This window comes from Curvibacter sp. AEP1-3 (assembly GCF_002163715.1).
GTDB lineage: Bacteria > Pseudomonadota > Gammaproteobacteria > Burkholderiales > Burkholderiaceae_C > Allorhodoferax.
On the sequence record NZ_CP015698.1, the window covers coordinates 4,317,459 to 4,332,691 of the forward strand.

Annotated in this window: 18 protein-coding genes; 9 read left to right on the forward strand and 9 right to left on the reverse strand. The window is 60.5% G+C overall.

The features are described from left to right. Positions 1 to 2 precede the first annotated feature (2 nt). Genes AEP_RS20210 through AEP_RS20220 form a run of 3 tightly spaced genes read left to right on the forward strand, consistent with a single transcriptional unit; the run spans position 3 to position 1,227 of the window. Positions 3 to 503: a GNAT family N-acetyltransferase gene (locus AEP_RS20210; RefSeq protein ID WP_087497055.1), complete on the forward strand. Its 501-nt coding sequence runs from the start codon at positions 3 to 5 to the stop codon at positions 501 to 503. 32 nt (positions 504 to 535) lie between these two features. Continuing rightward, positions 536 to 811 (forward strand): hypothetical protein, encoded by a 276-nt coding sequence (locus AEP_RS20215; protein WP_087497056.1) that lies wholly within the window; start codon positions 536 to 538, stop codon positions 809 to 811. Positions 812 to 840: 29 nt separating this feature from the next. Further along, positions 841 to 1,227, forward strand: coding sequence for a hypothetical protein (locus AEP_RS20220; RefSeq protein WP_087497057.1), 387 nt, complete (start codon positions 841 to 843; stop codon positions 1,225 to 1,227). Positions 1,228 to 1,268: 41 nt separating this feature from the next. Here AEP_RS20220 and AEP_RS21420 read toward each other — a convergent pair whose 3' ends face one another. The 6 genes from AEP_RS21420 to AEP_RS20250 form a co-directional block, all read right to left on the reverse strand. After that, complete coding sequence (locus tag AEP_RS21420; RefSeq protein WP_087497058.1) at positions 1,269 to 1,544, reverse strand: ArsA-related P-loop ATPase; 276 nt, start codon at positions 1,542 to 1,544, stop codon at positions 1,269 to 1,271. Between the two features lie 3 nt (positions 1,545 to 1,547). Further along, complete coding sequence (arsH, locus tag AEP_RS20230) at positions 1,548 to 2,282, reverse strand: arsenical resistance protein ArsH (protein WP_087497059.1); 735 nt, start codon at positions 2,280 to 2,282, stop codon at positions 1,548 to 1,550. Continuing rightward, entirely contained in the window at positions 2,260 to 2,679 is a 420-nt protein-coding gene (arsC, locus tag AEP_RS20235; protein WP_087497060.1) for an arsenate reductase (glutaredoxin), read from the reverse strand. The genes arsH and arsC overlap by 23 nt, the downstream gene beginning before the upstream one ends. Further along, on the reverse strand, positions 2,676 to 3,383 hold the full coding sequence (locus tag AEP_RS20240; protein WP_087497061.1) for an aquaporin: 708 nt from the start codon (positions 3,381 to 3,383) through the stop codon (positions 2,676 to 2,678). The genes arsC and AEP_RS20240 overlap by 4 nt, the downstream gene beginning before the upstream one ends. Next, a complete protein-coding gene (locus tag AEP_RS20245; protein WP_087497062.1) occupies positions 3,380 to 3,880 on the reverse strand; it encodes an arsenate reductase ArsC in 501 nt (166 codons plus the stop codon). Before AEP_RS20245 ends, AEP_RS20240 begins: the two co-directional genes overlap by 4 nt. A 107-nt stretch (positions 3,881 to 3,987) precedes the next feature. Beyond that, complete coding sequence (locus AEP_RS20250) at positions 3,988 to 4,341, reverse strand: ArsR/SmtB family transcription factor (protein WP_087497063.1); 354 nt, start codon at positions 4,339 to 4,341, stop codon at positions 3,988 to 3,990. Between the two features lie 205 nt (positions 4,342 to 4,546). Between AEP_RS20250 and AEP_RS20255 the strand changes: the two genes are divergently transcribed. The 5 genes from AEP_RS20255 to AEP_RS20275 are packed head-to-tail and all read left to right on the forward strand — an operon-like array spanning position 4,547 to position 9,869. Further along, positions 4,547 to 5,320, forward strand: a complete 774-nt coding sequence (locus AEP_RS20255) for a GNAT family N-acetyltransferase (RefSeq protein ID WP_232460037.1) — start codon at positions 4,547 to 4,549, stop codon at positions 5,318 to 5,320. Then, positions 5,320 to 6,195 (forward strand): UDP-2,3-diacylglucosamine diphosphatase, encoded by an 876-nt coding sequence (locus AEP_RS20260; protein ID WP_087497065.1) that lies wholly within the window; start codon positions 5,320 to 5,322, stop codon positions 6,193 to 6,195. Before AEP_RS20255 ends, AEP_RS20260 begins: the two co-directional genes overlap by 1 nt. After that, positions 6,192 to 7,283, forward strand: coding sequence for a glycosyltransferase family 4 protein (locus AEP_RS20265; RefSeq protein WP_087497066.1), 1,092 nt, complete (start codon positions 6,192 to 6,194; stop codon positions 7,281 to 7,283). The genes AEP_RS20260 and AEP_RS20265 overlap by 4 nt, the downstream gene beginning before the upstream one ends. A 26-nt stretch (positions 7,284 to 7,309) precedes the next feature. Beyond that, the gene (gene ppk1 / locus AEP_RS20270; RefSeq protein ID WP_087497067.1) at positions 7,310 to 9,394 is read left to right on the forward strand and encodes a polyphosphate kinase 1; all 2,085 of its coding nucleotides are present in this window, start codon (positions 7,310 to 7,312) and stop codon (positions 9,392 to 9,394) included. Between the two features lie 13 nt (positions 9,395 to 9,407). Continuing rightward, positions 9,408 to 9,869 carry a SixA phosphatase family protein gene (locus tag AEP_RS20275; RefSeq protein ID WP_087497068.1) on the forward strand — a complete coding sequence of 154 codons (462 nt, stop codon included), beginning with the start codon at positions 9,408 to 9,410 and terminating at the stop codon, positions 9,867 to 9,869. A 30-nt stretch (positions 9,870 to 9,899) separates the two neighbouring features. On the opposite strand, the gene AEP_RS20280 is transcribed toward AEP_RS20275, so the two are convergent. After that, positions 9,900 to 10,508: a hypothetical protein gene (locus AEP_RS20280; RefSeq protein WP_087497069.1), complete on the reverse strand. Its 609-nt coding sequence runs from the start codon at positions 10,506 to 10,508 to the stop codon at positions 9,900 to 9,902. A 171-nt stretch (positions 10,509 to 10,679) separates the two neighbouring features. Here AEP_RS20280 and AEP_RS20285 point away from each other — a divergent pair, with 171 nt between their 5' ends. Further along, positions 10,680 to 12,482, forward strand: coding sequence for a GGDEF domain-containing protein (locus AEP_RS20285; RefSeq protein ID WP_087497070.1), 1,803 nt, complete (start codon positions 10,680 to 10,682; stop codon positions 12,480 to 12,482). Here AEP_RS20285 and AEP_RS20290 read toward each other — a convergent pair. Together AEP_RS20290 and AEP_RS20295 are read right to left on the reverse strand one after the other, a co-directional pair. Further along, complete coding sequence (locus tag AEP_RS20290) at positions 12,479 to 13,978, reverse strand: Ppx/GppA phosphatase family protein (RefSeq protein ID WP_087497071.1); 1,500 nt, start codon at positions 13,976 to 13,978, stop codon at positions 12,479 to 12,481. The genes AEP_RS20285 and AEP_RS20290 overlap by 4 nt on opposite strands. Positions 13,979 to 14,048: 70 nt before the next feature. Next, positions 14,049 to 15,197: an ABC transporter substrate-binding protein gene (locus AEP_RS20295; protein ID WP_087497072.1), complete on the reverse strand. Its 1,149-nt coding sequence runs from the start codon at positions 15,195 to 15,197 to the stop codon at positions 14,049 to 14,051. Between the last annotated feature and the right edge of the window lie 36 nt (positions 15,198 to 15,233).

Here is a 15,233-nt window from a genome sequence, read left to right on the forward strand (position 1 = left end):
TCATGAGTCACCCTATTCGCGTCGTGCGTGCTGATTACGCCAACCCTGTGCATGCAGCGGCGCTGGTCATGCTGCTGGACGCATACGCCAGCGACCCCATGGGTGGCGGTGAGCCCCTGAGCGACTTTGCAAAGGCGCAGTTGGTGCCGGCATTGGCGGCGCGTCCGCAAGCCTACAGCGTGCTGGCCTTTGCATCGGCTGATGACTCTGTGCCAGTGGGTCTGGTGAATTGCATCGAAGGTTTTTCGACCTTCAAATGCCTGCCACTGGTCAACGTGCACGATGTGGCCGTGTTGGCGGGTTACCGCGGCCAACGCATAGCTGAACAGATGCTGGCCTTGGCTGAGACCATCGCACGCGAGCGCGGCGCCTGCAAGCTCACGCTGGAAGTGCTGTCGGGCAACACGGGCGCCGAAAAGCTGTATCGCCGCGTGGGCTTTGCCTACTACGAGCTGGACCCCGCCATGGGGCAGGCCGGCTTCATGCAAAAGTGGCTGGACTGAACAGCCAAGCGCAGACTTGAAGAGGGCTCCCCATGTTCAAAATCTACTGGACCGACACCGAGGGCCAATCTCACGGTGCAGAAACCGCAGACCTGGTGCAGGCCCTGCAGATCACCAAGGAAAAGCGCGATGCCGGCTACACTTTTGTGACCATGGCCAGCGAGAACCCGCAAAACGTGGGCAAGCAGGGCGTGGACGCAGTGGTGGACGGCAAGACGCCCGACGGCCAGGACTACGACTGGTCTAAAGCCGGCCGCGCCGGTAAGCCACGCCGCGGTGACAAGGTCATCACGAACAAAGATCACTGAGTTCCAAGCGCTACTGCCTGACTTTACGCATGTCCCTTCTCTTCGTTCTCTACACCCTCGCCAGCCTCACGCACTTTGCGCATAACGCCGAATACATCGCGTTCTATCCCGGCTTGCCGGTATGGATGACGCGTGAGTCGGTTTATCTGGCTTGGCTGGCGGTTGCCGGTGTGGGGGGGCTGTCTTTGATCGCCCGCCACTTGGGCTGGTCGCGGTTGGCAGCCGTTTTGTTGGTTGCCTATGGCTTGTTAGGGGTGGACGGGCTCTTGCACTACACCCTGGCCCTGTGCTCGGAGCACACGCTGACAACCAATTTCACGATCTGGGCGGAAGTGCTGCTGGGTGTTACGTTGGCCTGTGCAGCGGCGCTGCGTTTGAAGCGGCTGGGTTTTCGCAAGGCAGCTGCCAAGTTTTGATTAAAAAGTATCTCTAGCGTCGGTGGAGTGCGCGCGAGCAGCTACTCTTTTGATAGCAAAGTCAACTCCCCCAGCGTAGCAAGGCCTACCGGCCGCTCGACCATCCTGGGGACGATATAGCTGTTTTCGGACAGTCCTTGTGCAATGGGGGTCATCTGCAATAGCTCGCCGTTCAGTCTTGCCGCCAGCAGAACCTGCTTGCCACTGTCGGCCGGCGTCATCGCACTTGCGGTGGACAGCGAGGTTTTACCCACGCCGCCTTTGCCGGTGAAGAATAGGTGGCGGGTGGGGTGCTGCAGAAGCTGAAGTGCGTTCATGGCTTACAGGCTACGCTGATTCACCCGCTTCATCAGTTGCTCAGCGCTCTCTTTGCGCTCGCTGTAGCGGTCCACCAGATAGTCGGACGCATCGCGGGTGAGCAGAGTGAACTTCACCAGCTCTTCCATCACATCGACCACGCGGTCAAAGTAAGCAGAGGGTTTCATGCGGTCGTCGTCGCCGAACTCCATGAAGGCCTTGGCCACCGAGCTTTGGTTGGGAATGGTGAGCATGCGCATCCAGCGGCCCAGCACGCGCATCTGGTTGACGGCGTTGAAGCTTTGCGATCCACCGCTCACCTGCATGACTGCCAGTGTTTTGCCCTGGGTGGGGCGCACAGCGCCGCTGTTGAGTGGGATCCAGTCAATCTGGGCCTTCATGATGCCGGTCATGGCGCCGTGCCGCTCGGGCGAGGTCCAGACCATGCCTTCGGCCCACTGCGTCAGCTCGCGCAACTCTTGCACCTTGGGGTGGGTGTCGGGCGCGTCGTCGGGCAGGGGCAGGCCGCTGGGGTTGAAGATGCGGGTCTCAGCCCCCATGGTTTGCAGCAGGCGTGCCGCTTCCTCGGTGAGCAGCCGGCTGAAGGACCGGGGCCGCAGCGAGCCATACAGCAGCGCAATGCGTGGCGCGTGGGTGGACGGTGCCGGGCGCAGCGCGGCCGCATCCGGCAGGCGAAAGTGCGCGGCCTCCAGCTGGGGCAGGGTGTTCAGCACATCAGACACGTTGGCCCTTGTCATTCACCACCGCTTCGCCGTCTTCTTTGGTGAATGCAGCTTGTTGGGCCTGGGGCAGGATGTCCAGCACCAGCTCGGACGGGCGGCACAGGCGGGTGCCCAGGGGCGTTTCCACTAAAGGGCGGTTGATGAGGATAGGGTGTGCCAGCATGAAGTCCAGCAGCTCGTCGTCGGTCCACTTTTTATTGGCCAAATCCAGCTCGGCATAGGGCGTTCCTTTTTCGCGCAGCAGCTCGCGGGGGCCGGTGCCCATGGCGGCCAGCAGCTCCTGCAGACGGGCCTTGGTGGGCGGGGTTTGGAGGTATTCAATGACCGTGGGCTCCACGCCGCTGTTGCGGATCATGGCCAGTGTGTTGCGCGAGGTGCCGCAGGCGGGGGTGTGAAAAATGGTGATGGTCATACTGAAGTCTTCTTGGAAGAAAGTGATTGGGCCAAGGCTACGCCGAGGGCCGCGCCCACGGTTTGCGCCAGCACAAAGCCGATAGCGCTGGCCGGGGCGATGCCGGCAAAGGTGTCGCTGAACATGCGGCCCATGACGGCTGCGGGGTTGGCAAACGAGGTGCTGGCAGTGAACCAGTAGGCCGCGCCGATGTAGCAGGCCACCAGCGCAGGGGCTTTGCCCTCGGGTGCGCGCAGGATGGTGAACAGCAGCCCGCCTGTGGCCACGGCTTCTGCCACCCATTGGCCCCAGCCGGTGAACTGGCCGGCAGCGTCCCAGCCGCCGCGCAGGTGCTGGCTGAAGTGCAGCAGCGGCAGCTCAAACATGGCGTTTGCCAGAGCTGCACCCGCCACGGCGCCGGAGAGTTGCGATGCTATAAAAAACGTAGCTGCTCGCGCACTATTTTCAGGCGCCATCTGCCCTTTTGACCACATCACCAGGGTAACCAGCGGGTTGAAGTGCGCGCCGCTCACGGGGCCCAGGCTTTCAATCAGTACGTAGAGCGCGAACACGGTAGCCAGGGTGTTGGCCAGCAGGGCGACGCCATCGTTGCCACCGCTGATGCGTTGGGCCATGATGCCCGAGCCAATGACGGCGCAGAGCAGGGCGGCGGTGCCTGCGAATTCTGAGAGCAGCTGCTTTGGAAGTGGGGCCGGTGTATTCATGCTGTTGCCAGCTCCTTGGCGGTTTGCTGCAGCACCATGGCGTCCAGCTTGTCGGCGGGCAGGTTCACCAGCAGCTCCAGGCGCTGGTGGATGGCGTGCAAGGTGTTTTTGAAGGCTTCAGCCTTCTGTTCGTCGCTGCCATCACCCGCAGACGGGTCGGCGTAGCCCCAGTGGGCGGTGGCGGGCTTGCCGGGCCAGAAGGGGCAGACTTCGCCGGCGGCGTTGTCACAGACGGTGATGATCAGGTCCATGTGCGGTGCATCGGGCAGGGCGAATTCATCCCAGCTTTTGCTGCGCAGGCCGTCCACACTGATGCCGGCGTTGCGCAGGGTTTGCAGGCCCATGGGGTTGGGCTGCTGGTTCTCGCGCGGGCTGCTACCGGCAGAAAACCCTTTGAAGCGGCCGCCGCCGATGTGGTTGAGCGTGGCTTCAGCCAGGATGCTGCGGGCCGAGTTGTGGGTGCACAAAAAGAGTACGTTGAGGGGTTTGGCAGACATGGTGGCTTCCTTTGCGAGTGGAACGTAAATGAAAGTTTTGCTATGAATTCAGGAGCTGCTTGCGCATGTTTTATGTGCGCTGGAAGCAGATTTGATATTTGCTATCTCTAGCAGGTGGTGCAAGCATTGGCCGTGATGCTCACCTCGCAGGCAGCGCCCTGGCAGCAGTGCTCGGTCAGGTAGGCCAGCACGCCGTTCATGCGGGCGAAGTTGGCGCGGTAAATCAGGTTGCGTCCGCGCTGTTCGCTGTCAATCAGGCCAGAGTGGGCCAGTTCCTTCAGGTGAAACGACAGGCCACTGGGCGTGGAGGCCAGTTGCTCCGCCAGTACGCCGGGGGTCAAACCGTCCTGCCCGGCCACCACCAGTGCCTTGAAAATGCGCAGGCGCTGGGCCTGCGCCAGGGCGGTCAGGGCTTTGAGGGTCCGGGCTTCGTTCGAAGCGGCATCGATGTCAGTGCTCATATTTCAATGATATTTGAAATATTGAATTAATTGCGCTAGCGAATCGCATGTCACGAAAACTTCACTGAACTGCCACGTTCGGGTCACGGCGTCTGACCACACTTCCTGCTCATTGAAACCGCACTCACAGAAGGGGATAACAATGACAAGTACCGCCATCCACACCACGCCCACGCTGGCCTCGCCCACCATCCAGGCCCCGGCCATGCCGGCAGCAGCGGTACCCATTGCCCTGAAACTGGCGGAGCGCGCCACCGGCATCGAAGTGCAGTGGGCCCGCCATCAGGACGATGTGCGTGCCGCCCAGCGCCTGCGCTATGACGTGTTTGCCGGCGAGATGGGCGCGCGTTTGAACACCCCTTTGGCCGGGCACGATGTCGATTTGTTTGACAACTTCTGCGAGCACTTGCTGGTACGCGACCAGGCCACCGGCCAGGTGATAGGCACCTACCGCGTGCTGACCCCTGCCCAGGCCAAGCGCGTGGGCAGCTTCTACAGCGACACCGAGTTTGATTTGACCCGCCTGCGTTCCTTGCGCGAGCGCATGGTGGAACTGGGCCGCAGCTGCGTGCACCCGGATCACCGCCACGGTGGCGTCATCATGGCGCTGTGGGGTGCCTTGGCGGAGTTCATGGTGCGCAACCAGCTGGACTCCATGATCGGCTGCGCCAGCATCCCCATGCTGCACAACGGTGTGGTGAGTGGCGATGTGGCAGCCAGCATCTGGCGCCAGGTGCAAGCCACCCACCTGGCCCCGATTGACTACCACGTGCGCCCCCGCTTGCCATTGCCCATCGAGCAGTTGGACAGCACTCTGGACGTGGAGCCGCCTGCACTGATCAAAGGCTATTTGCGCTTGGGCGCCAAGGTGCTGGGCGCGCCGGCCTGGGACCCGGACTTCAACACCGCAGACCTGCCGATGCTCATGCGCATCGCGGACCTGCCGGCCCGTTACCGCAAGCACTTCCTGGGGGCGTAATGCGCAGCACATTCGACGCCCTGGGAGCCAACTTGCATGGATTGGTGACGGGCGCCGAAGGCACCGACGCCGATGACGACGTGGGCCACCGCCGCTACCGCGCGGTGTTTGTGTCAGACATCCATTTGGGCACGGCGGGTTGCCAAGCCAAGCCGCTGCTCGACTTCCTGAAGCACCACCCCAGCGACAACCTGTATCTGGTGGGCGACATCATCGACGGCTGGCAACTGCGCCGCCGCTGGTTCTGGCCCCAGGCCCACAACGACGTGGTGCAAAAGCTTTTGCGCCGCGCCCGCAAGGGTTGCCGCGTGGTGTTCATCCCCGGTAACCACGATGAGTTTGCCCGCGCGTTTGTGGGCCACCAGTTCGGTGGCATCGAAGTCCATGAGGACACGGTGCACACCACCGCCGACGGGCGCAAGCTCTGGGTCACCCATGGCGACTATTTCGACGCGGTGATTCAGCGCGCCAAATGGCTGGCTTACACCGGCGATTACGCCTACGAATTCACCCTGCGCATGAACCGCCATTTGAACCATTGGCGTGCCCGCCTCGGGCTGCCCTATTGGTCGCTCTCGGCCTACCTGAAACACAAAGTGAAGATGGCGCTGAACTATGTGACCGACTTTGAAAAGGCAGTGGCCCAGGAAGCCCGCAACCGGGGGCATGATGGCGTGGTGTGTGGCCATATCCACCGCGCCGAAATGCGCACGATTGACGGCACCTTGTATTGCAACGATGGTGACTGGGTGGAGAGCCGCACCGCACTGGTAGAGCATATGGACGGTCAATTGGAATTGGTCCAATGGGGCGACACACCCGCCAAACCGGCAGCTGCCTTGTTGCCTGCACCTTTGCAGGGAACCGTGGCATGAAATTGGTTCTGGTAACGGATGCCTGGCTTCCGCAGGTGAACGGCGTGGTAACCACGCTGGTCGAGCTGGTGCGCGAGCTGGAGGCCTTGGGGCATGCGGTACAAGTCATCCACCCCGGTTTGTTCCGCACCCGGCCTTGCCCCGGCTACGACGGCATCGACATCGCGGTGCGCCCGGCCAAGCCCCTGGCTGAGATGCTGGACGTCGCCAATGCAGATGCAATCCACCTGGCCACCGAAGGCCCGCTGGGTTGGGCTGCACGGAGTTACTGCCGCAAGCGCGGCTTGGCGTTCACTACGGCGTATCACACCCGGTTTCCCGAGATTCTGAAGGCTGCACTCAAAGTGCCTTTGTGGATTGGCTATGCGCTGTTCCGGCATTTCCACAAACCTTCGTCCGGTGTGCTGGTGCCGACCTCAGCGATGCTGCGCCTGCTGCATGACAAAGGCTTTCGCAATTTGCGGAGCTGGACACATGGAGTGGATACCCGCCTCTTCAACTACCAGGATGCTCCGCAGGTGTACGCGCCTCTGGGGGCGATGGCACGGCCCGTGTCCTTGTTTGTAGGCCGGGCTTCGTATGAAAAGAACATCGAAGCCTTTTTGAAGCTCGATGTGCCAGGCACCAAGGTCGTATGCGGCGTCGGGCCGTTGGAAAAAGACCTGCGCGAGCGCTATCCCATGGTGCGTTGGTTGGGGGTGTTGCCACGCGCCGAGTTGGCGCAGGTGTATGCCGCGGCCGATGTATTTGTGATGCCCAGCCAGCACGAAACCTTCGGGCTGGTGATGTTGGAGGCCATGGCCTGCGGCACACCGGTAGCCGCCTACCCGGTGGAGGGGCCGACCGAAGTGGTGGGCGTGCCACCACAGGGCGGCGTAACGCACAGTGATTTGCAGCAAGCCTGGTATGGTGCGCTCAGCGTCCCACGCCATGAAGCACGCAGCCGGGCCCTGCAGTTCAGTTGGGCGTATGCTTCGCTCATGTTTGCGGGCCATCTGGTTCCTGCCCGCGCCGGCACACGTCTTCAGCGCGCAGCGGTTGGTGCGGTAGACGTCATAAATATGTCATCTGAAGCGTCAAAAATCTGACATCTATCAGTCATTTGAAAAACGCTATGTGGACCTCTTTTCAGGATCGCTCCTCCATTGCAGACCCTCGTCTGTTGGACCGCGACCTTAGTCTTTTAGCTTTCAACGAGCGCGTGCTGGACTGGGCGGTGCGTGAAGACGTGCCTTTGATGGAGCGCCTGCGTTTCCTGTGCATTGTCTCTAGCAACCTCGACGAGTTCTTTGAAGTCCGCGCAGAACCGCATTTGAGTGCCGCACGTGCCCGGGACGAAAAAGGCCAGTACTCGGTGGCCAGCTTTGACCGTTTGGCTGACTCGCTGCACAAGCTGGTGAGCCGCCAGTACACGCTGTACAACGAACAACTGATGCCGGCCTTCGAGGCACAAGGCATCCGCATCATGTCGCACGGCGAGCGCAACGCGGCGCAACGGGCCTGGGTCAAGCAGTACTTTGAAAAAGAAGTGCGCCCGCTGCTGATCCCGGTGGGGCTGGACCCTTCGCACCCCTTCCCGCAAGTAGCCAACAAATCACTCAACTTCATTGTGCGTTTGACCGGCAAAGACGCCTTCGGTCGCGAAAATGAAATCGCGATTGTGAAAGTGCCGCGGGTGCTGCCGCGCCTCATCCGCATGCCCGACAAGGTGGCCGGGGCCAAGGCCTCGTTTGTGTCACTTTCCAGCGTCATCCGTGCGCACTTGGCCGAGCTGTTTACCGGACGGGAGGTCTGGCAGTTTTCGCAATTCCGCGTGACGCGGCATTCTGATCTGGCGGTGGACGAGGATGACGTGCAGAACCTGCGCATGGCGCTGCGTCAAGGCCTGGAGCACCGGCATTACGGGCAGGCCGTTCGCCTGGAGGTGTCGGCAGGTTGTTCCGAGCACCTTGCGGACTTTTTGCTGAAGCAGTTTGAGTTGCCGGCCAAGGCGCTTTACAGGGTACATGGCCCGGTGAACTTGGTGCGCCTGACGCAGTTGATCGACCTGGCCGAACGTCCCGATTTGTGCTTCGCGCCGTACAAGCCTAACTTTCCGGTTCAGATGCATCCGGGACGCTCCATCTTTGAACAACTCAAAGAGCGCGACATCCTGATTCACCAGCCGTACGAAAGCTTTGATGGCGTGCTGTCTTTCCTGCGCGAAGCGGTGAACGACCCCAAGGTGCTTGCTATCAAGCAAACCATTTACCGCACGGGCTCAGATTCCGAGCTGATGGAGTTGCTGCGTGAGGCCGTGCGCCGCGGCAAAGAAGTGACAGTCGTGGTGGAGCTCAAAGCCCGCTTTGACGAAGAGGCCAACATCAACTGGGCTGAGATGCTCGAGTCCATCGGCGCCCAGGTGGTGTACGGGGTGGTGGGCCTCAAAACCCACGCGAAGATGATGCTGATCACCCGCCGTGAGGGTAAAAACCTCAAGCGCTATGGTCACTTGTCCACCGGTAACTACAACCCGCGTACGGCGCGTCTTTACACCGACATCAGCCACCTCACGGCAGATGCATCTATCACCACCGATATGGAGCATGTGTTCGTGCACATGGCCAGCCAGAGCAAGTTGCCACGCTTGTCCAAATTGTGGATGGCGCCTTTCCATTTGCACCGCAATACGATCGCCAAGATCGACGCGCTGGGCCGTGCTGCAGCAGCCGGCAAAGACGCCCGCATCGTGGCGAAGATGAACTCGCTGACGGACGAGGCATTGGTCCGCAGCCTGATCGCTGCCGGCCAGCAGGGCGTCAAGATTGATGTCATCGTGCGGGGTGCTTGCATTCTCCCGGCCCAAGTGCCGGGCTACACCGACAACATCCGGGTCCGCTCGGTCATTGGCCGTTTATTGGAACACTCGCGGGTGTTTTACTTCCGGATCGATGGAGTGGACGAGCTGTACCTCTCGAGTGCGGATTGGATGAACCGCAACATGGTGCGCCGTGTGGAGGTGGCTTGGCCGGTCACGGATGAAGGCTTGCGGCAGCGCCTGGTAGACGAATGCCTGGTGGCCTATTTGCATGATGGCGTGGACGCCTGGGACATGCATGCGGACGGGCTGTACTACCGCAATGGCTCGGTGGAGCAGGGCAACGCCCACAGCGCACAAAAAGCGCTGATGGACCGCTACGGCCGCTTCGAAAAACGCTGAGGGAGACCAAGCCATGGACCTGATTTTGTGGCGGCATGCAGAGGCCATAGACCTGGATCTGGTCGGTGACGACATGTTGCGTTCGCTGACCAGCAAAGGCGAAAAGCAAGCTGCTCGCATGGCAGCATGGCTGGACCGGCAACTGCCGGATGGTGCAAGGATCTGGGCGAGTCCGGCAACCCGCACCGAGCAAACGGCTATGGCCTTGCAGCGCAAATACAAAACCCACTCCTCACTGGCGCCGCTCAGCAATGTGGATGATTTGTTGCGCTTGGTGCAGTGGCCCAATGCCAAGGGATGTGTGGTGGTGGTCGGCCACCAACCCACGCTGGGACAGACGATTTCCCGTCTGTTGGGCTTGAGTGAGAGTGAGTGCGCCGTGAAGAAGGGCGCACTCTGGTGGCTGCGCCACCGGGAGCGCGACGGAGTCGGGCAAACGGTGGTGGTGACGGTGCAGTCACCCGAGGTGCTCTGACCCCGTCAGCGCACTCAGCAAAGGCCTGAATCAGGCCTTTTTGCCTTTGGCAGGGCGGCCGGTTTTTAGGCTGGGCACTGCGGACAGGGCAGTCTTGAAAGCTGCGTCGCTCAGGGCGGCGATGGCTTTCATGCCGGCGCGGATCAGTTCGGTTTTCTTGACCGGGCTGCCCAGCTTGGCGGCACGCATTTTCAACACATCCAGCACGTCATATTCATTCTTGGGGATGGTGAAGCTGTCACGAACCATTTTGGGTTTCTTCGCTTTTTCCACTTTTGGGGTGGCCGCCTTGGCTGCTGGCTTTGCCACAGGTTTGGTCACTGGCTTTGCAACAGGCTTGGCAGCTTTAGCGGCCGGCTTGGTAGTGACTTTGGCAGCTACTGGCTTCGTAGCTGGTTTAGCGGCAGCTTTGGGTGCTGCCTTTGCAACGGCCTGTGGGGACGCTTTGGCGGGAGCTTTTGCAGCGGGCTTTGCAGCTACTTTCTTGACAGGCTTGGTCGCAGGTTTGGCGATGTCTTTTTTAGCAGGCTTGCTTGGCACTGCTTTGGCTACCGGCTTCGCTGCAGTTTTTGCAGGTGCAGCACTTTGCTCAGCAGTAACTGTGGGGGTGATGGTTGGATTTTGTTCGGTAGTTGTCATGCAGAGCACTCCTTTGTTAAACGGTATATACAGTTTATACCGTTTCATGTTTTGTGTGAATGAAAGCACCCGGGATTCAACATGAATCGGGCAGGGATGAAGAGGTTTTGTCACTTCACTGTCATTCATCGGCGGGAAAATCGCGGCCCCTACGTCGTTTGGAAGCTCGCCATGCAGTCAACCCAGTTGCGTTTGGTCAAGGGCAACATGCCTACCAACAGCGGGCCAAGACCCCTGGAGGCAATACTGCAACGCAATGCGTTGTACCCCGTTTTTCAACCCATCATTAAATTGGATGATGGGGCTGTTTATGCACATGAGGCCCTGATCCGTGGGCCTCAAGGCAGTGCTCTGCACACTCCGGATAAGTTGTTGATTGCCGCGGTCCAGGAAGGTCTTTCCTATGAGCTGGAGACCGCTTGTGTTGCGGCAACCCTGAGCAGCTGGGGGCGCCTCAAAACCGCGGGACGCTTGTTTGTGAACATCAGCGCCGAGGCGCTGATAAAGGCCTTTGATTCGCGTGGGCGCGAAGGCTTGCTGCATTGGATTCAGGATTTCCATGTGATCCCCCGCATGCTGGTGTTGGAGATTACCGAGCACGAGCGTGTGGAGAACATGGATCGTCTGGCCGAGGTGGTGAATGAGGTCCGTTCTGCGGGCTTGTCTCTCGCCTTGGATGATTTCGGTGATGGCCGTTCCAGCTTGCGTCTTTGGTCCCAGATCAAGCCGGAGGTAGTGAAGATTGACAAGTACTTCACCCGCAACATCAGCGCCCATGGTGACAAGCTCAAAACCATCCAGGCGCTGCAGCAAATTGCCAACATCTTTGGTACCGCCCTGGTCGCGGAGGGCATTGAAACCGCCGAAGACTTGCGGGTGCTGCGAGACGTGGGCATTGAGTACGGCCAAGGCTATTTTCTGGGGCGCCCTGAGGGGAGTCCGCTACAAACTTTGCCGGAAGAGCCCCGGCGTGTATTGGCAGAGCGTCAGGTGGTAGTACTGCCGGAGCTGGGCCGCATTTCGCAGGGTGGGCATTTGCGAAGCCTGTCGCTGCTGAAGGCGCCTACCGTGACGCCCGACACCAACAATGACACGCTGGCACGGATATTTTTGGAAAACCCGGTTTTGCATGCGGTGGCAGTGCTGCAGGGCGAGCGTCCTGTGGGCATTATCAACAGGGCACAGTTCATGAACGAATACACCAAGCTGTATTACCGCGAGGTGTGGGGCCGCAAACCCTGTGTGGTGCACGCCAACCCTGAGCCCCGCCTGATTGAGCGGGAGCACAGCGTGGATGAGCTGGTGGGCATTCTGACCTCACAGGATCAGCGCTACCTGAGTGATGGTTTTATTGCTACAGAGAACGGTCGCTATGTGGGCTTGGGCACCGGAGACCAGCTGGTGCGCTCGGTGACCGAGACGCGCATTGAAGCCGCCCGGCACGCCAATCCACTCACGTTTTTGCCGGGCAATATTCCCATCACCCAGCATATCGAACGCCTTCTCAAGAAGCAGGCGTGCTTTGTGGCTTGTTACGCGGATTTGAATCACTTCAAGCCTTACAACGACTATTACGGCTATTGGCGGGGCGACGAGATGATTCGTCTGCTTGCCCGTATCGCGATGGAGCAATGTGATTCCCAGCGGGATTTCTTGGGGCACGTGGGGGGCGATGACTTTATTTTGTTGTTCCAAAGCACCGATTGGCGTGAACGCTGCGAACGTCTGGTGGCCGAGTTTGCCGAGCGGGCCCGCGCCCTGTTTGACGACAACGCGCGTGCGGCGGGGGGAATCGAAGCCGAGGACAGGCACGGGGTACGACGGTTTTTCCCATGTACCACTTTGTCCATCGGTGCTGTGGTGGTTGACGGTCAGCACTTCACCCGTGCGGAGGACGTGGCCAACCTGGCCGCCATGGCCAAGCACGAGGCCAAACTGTCCACTACCGGTTTACACGAAACAGTGCTGGCTTAGATTCCGCTGATGTGTAGAGTCCATGGCGTTTTCTGCCATGCGAGCTCTTCTTCCCGCAACAGGTGGGCACTTTGCGGGTAGGCAGTCGCCCAAGCCGTACGGCAATTCAAATGCACCTCGTGGCTGCCTGCAGGTCCGGCTGCCAGGGTCATGCCCTTGAGGTCCGGGTCGCGTCGTGCGTGGCACAGAATCACTGCCAAGCGCAGGCAAATCAGTTGCAGCACCAAATCATCCTGGGTGAGCACCGGTTCCAGTTTGCGCAGCTTACCGCGGTGCCCCAGCACCAGCAGGCTCAGGCGGTGCATCTCTGACAGCGAGAAGCCGGCAGCATCTGCGTTATCCAGAATGTAGGCCCCATGCTTGTGATAGTCGCTGTGCGAGATATGGCTGCCGATTTCGTGCAACTCCGCCGCCCAAGCCAACTTGCGCAACAGGCGTTCAGGCTCAGGAGCTTCATAGGTGCCCAGCAATTGTTGGAGCAATTGGGTGGCGACCTTGGCCACGCGTGCGCTGTGCGTGGTGTCTACATTGAATTTGGATGCCAGACGCTGCACGCTTTTGGCACGCAGGTCGCCATAGTCGCGTGCACCGCCGGTCAGATCGCAGATCAGGCCGTGTCGCAAACCGCCGGTGGCCTGTTGCATTTCTGAAATTCCCAGCAGGCTGAAAATAGCCCGCATTACGCTCAGACCACCGCCAATGATGGCGCGGCGGTCTTCACGCATGCCGGCGATACGCAGGCGGTCCGCACTTTGCGCGCTTACCAGTCGCTCCAGCAACCAGTCCAACCCCTCCTGGGTTAGCACGCCTTCAGGCCAGCCGGCGGCCACCAGCACATCGCCTATGGCGCCCACGGTGCCTGCGGAACCGTATGCGGTGTCCCACAGGTCCGGGTGGTAGGCATCGAATGCTTCATCCAATACTGCTTTGGCGGCGACTTCGGCAATCTCAAATGCTTTGCGGGTGAAGGTGCCGTCCGGGAAGTAGCGTTTGGACCACGCAATGCTGCCCACGCGGTAGGACTCCATGGTGCCGGGCACCAGGCCTTGTCCCAGAATGAGTTCGGTGGAGCGGCCCCCCACATCAATGACCAGTCGGCGTTCATCGCTGGCGGGCAGCATGTGTGCCACGCCTTGGTAAATCAGCCGGGCTTCTTCCCGGCCGGAGATCACGTCGATCGGGAAGCCCAGCACGGCGTTGGCTTTTTCCAGGAATACGTCGCGGTTGCGGGCTTCACGCAAGGTTTGGGTGGCAACGGCTTTAACTTCGTGCGGCTTGAAGCCCGCCAAACGCTCCCCGAACCGAGCCAGACACTCCCATCCGGCCTGCATGGCGGCCGGGGTGAGGTTGCGCTCTTCGTCGAGCCCGCCCCCTTGGCGCACGGTTTCTTTCAGGTATTCGGTGCGCTGGAATTCGCCGTGGTCCACCCGTCCGATTTCGAGCCTGAAGCTGTTGGAGCCCAAGTCCACTGCAGCCAGGCGGTTTCCGTTGTTCATGAATAAGTCAGGTGAAAAGATTAATCGGCGTGGTGTGCATGGTACCCCTGCACAAAGCGGGGGTAGAAATTCAGCCCACTATTTTGCCGTCTGCGCCCAACATGCTTTGGGTGACGAGGACACCGGTGCGTTTGCGGGTGTCCGGATTCAGTCGCAAACCCGCGAGTTCTAGGGGTTGGCGTTTGGCAAAGGCCTGAAACACATTGGGGCGGTTCAAGCTGCCTTCTACCGTCTGGAGCATCTCAGCACAGTAGCGTGCCGACACAAAGCCGGCCAGGCTTTGGGCGGTGGGCGGCTCGTCATACAGGCGGCCCAGCACTTCACGGTAGTTGCGCACGATGGGCAGGTTACTGTTCACGGCCGGCACACTCTGGGTGGCGATCACGGGGGTGAAGCGTGACACGCCCAATTGCTGCAAAGCGACCACATTCACATCCGACATGGCAACGATGTAGCGCTGAGCGGCCTGCTTTTCGATACCTTGGGCGAATTGGGCCAGTTCCGGCGTGCCGCCCAGAAAAATCAGGATGCGCGGGCTTTGGGCATTGAGAGTGGTGGCCAAGCTGTCCAGGGTGGTCGTGGGCGCGTAGGTACGGACCTTGAGTTTGAGCTCGGTGGCGGCACGCTCCACGTCTTCGCGGTAGGTGGCCAACTCCGAGGTGCTGCCATACACGGCGCCAACTTCCTGCACGCCCATGACAGAGAGCGACTTGATGGCGTAGGCAATCTGCTCCTGCCGTGTGGCAAAAATGCTGAAGGTGTTATCGGCGCCATCACCGGGGTTGTGCAGCCAAGGCGCTACGTGGGGCAAATCGGGCAGTTCCCGTCGCAGAACAGCAGCCAATTGGGCAGCCACTTTGTCGCCCACAGTGCCGACGGCTGCGACGCATTCGTTCATGCCCTTGAGGGCGTCGGCCACGCCGCGCAGAGACTTGGCACTGCCATCCACTTCCAACACCAAGTGACGCACCGCCTTGTTGCGGATACCGCCGCGCGCATTCAGGTCCTGCCAGGCAGCGCGGGATCCGACCAGAAAGTCCCGGGAAACGTCGATTTGTGAGGCTGACACGTCCACCACTTGCACAACCACGGGGCCATTGGAAGCGGAAGCTGCCTTGTTGCCCTGCGCAAAAGCGGCAGGCGCTGCAAGGGCAGAACTGCCCAGGGTAATTTGGGCGAGCAGGGAGCGGCGGGTCAGGCGGTACGACGTCTGGAACATGTAGTAATTGGATTGCTATAAAAAGAATAGCTGCTG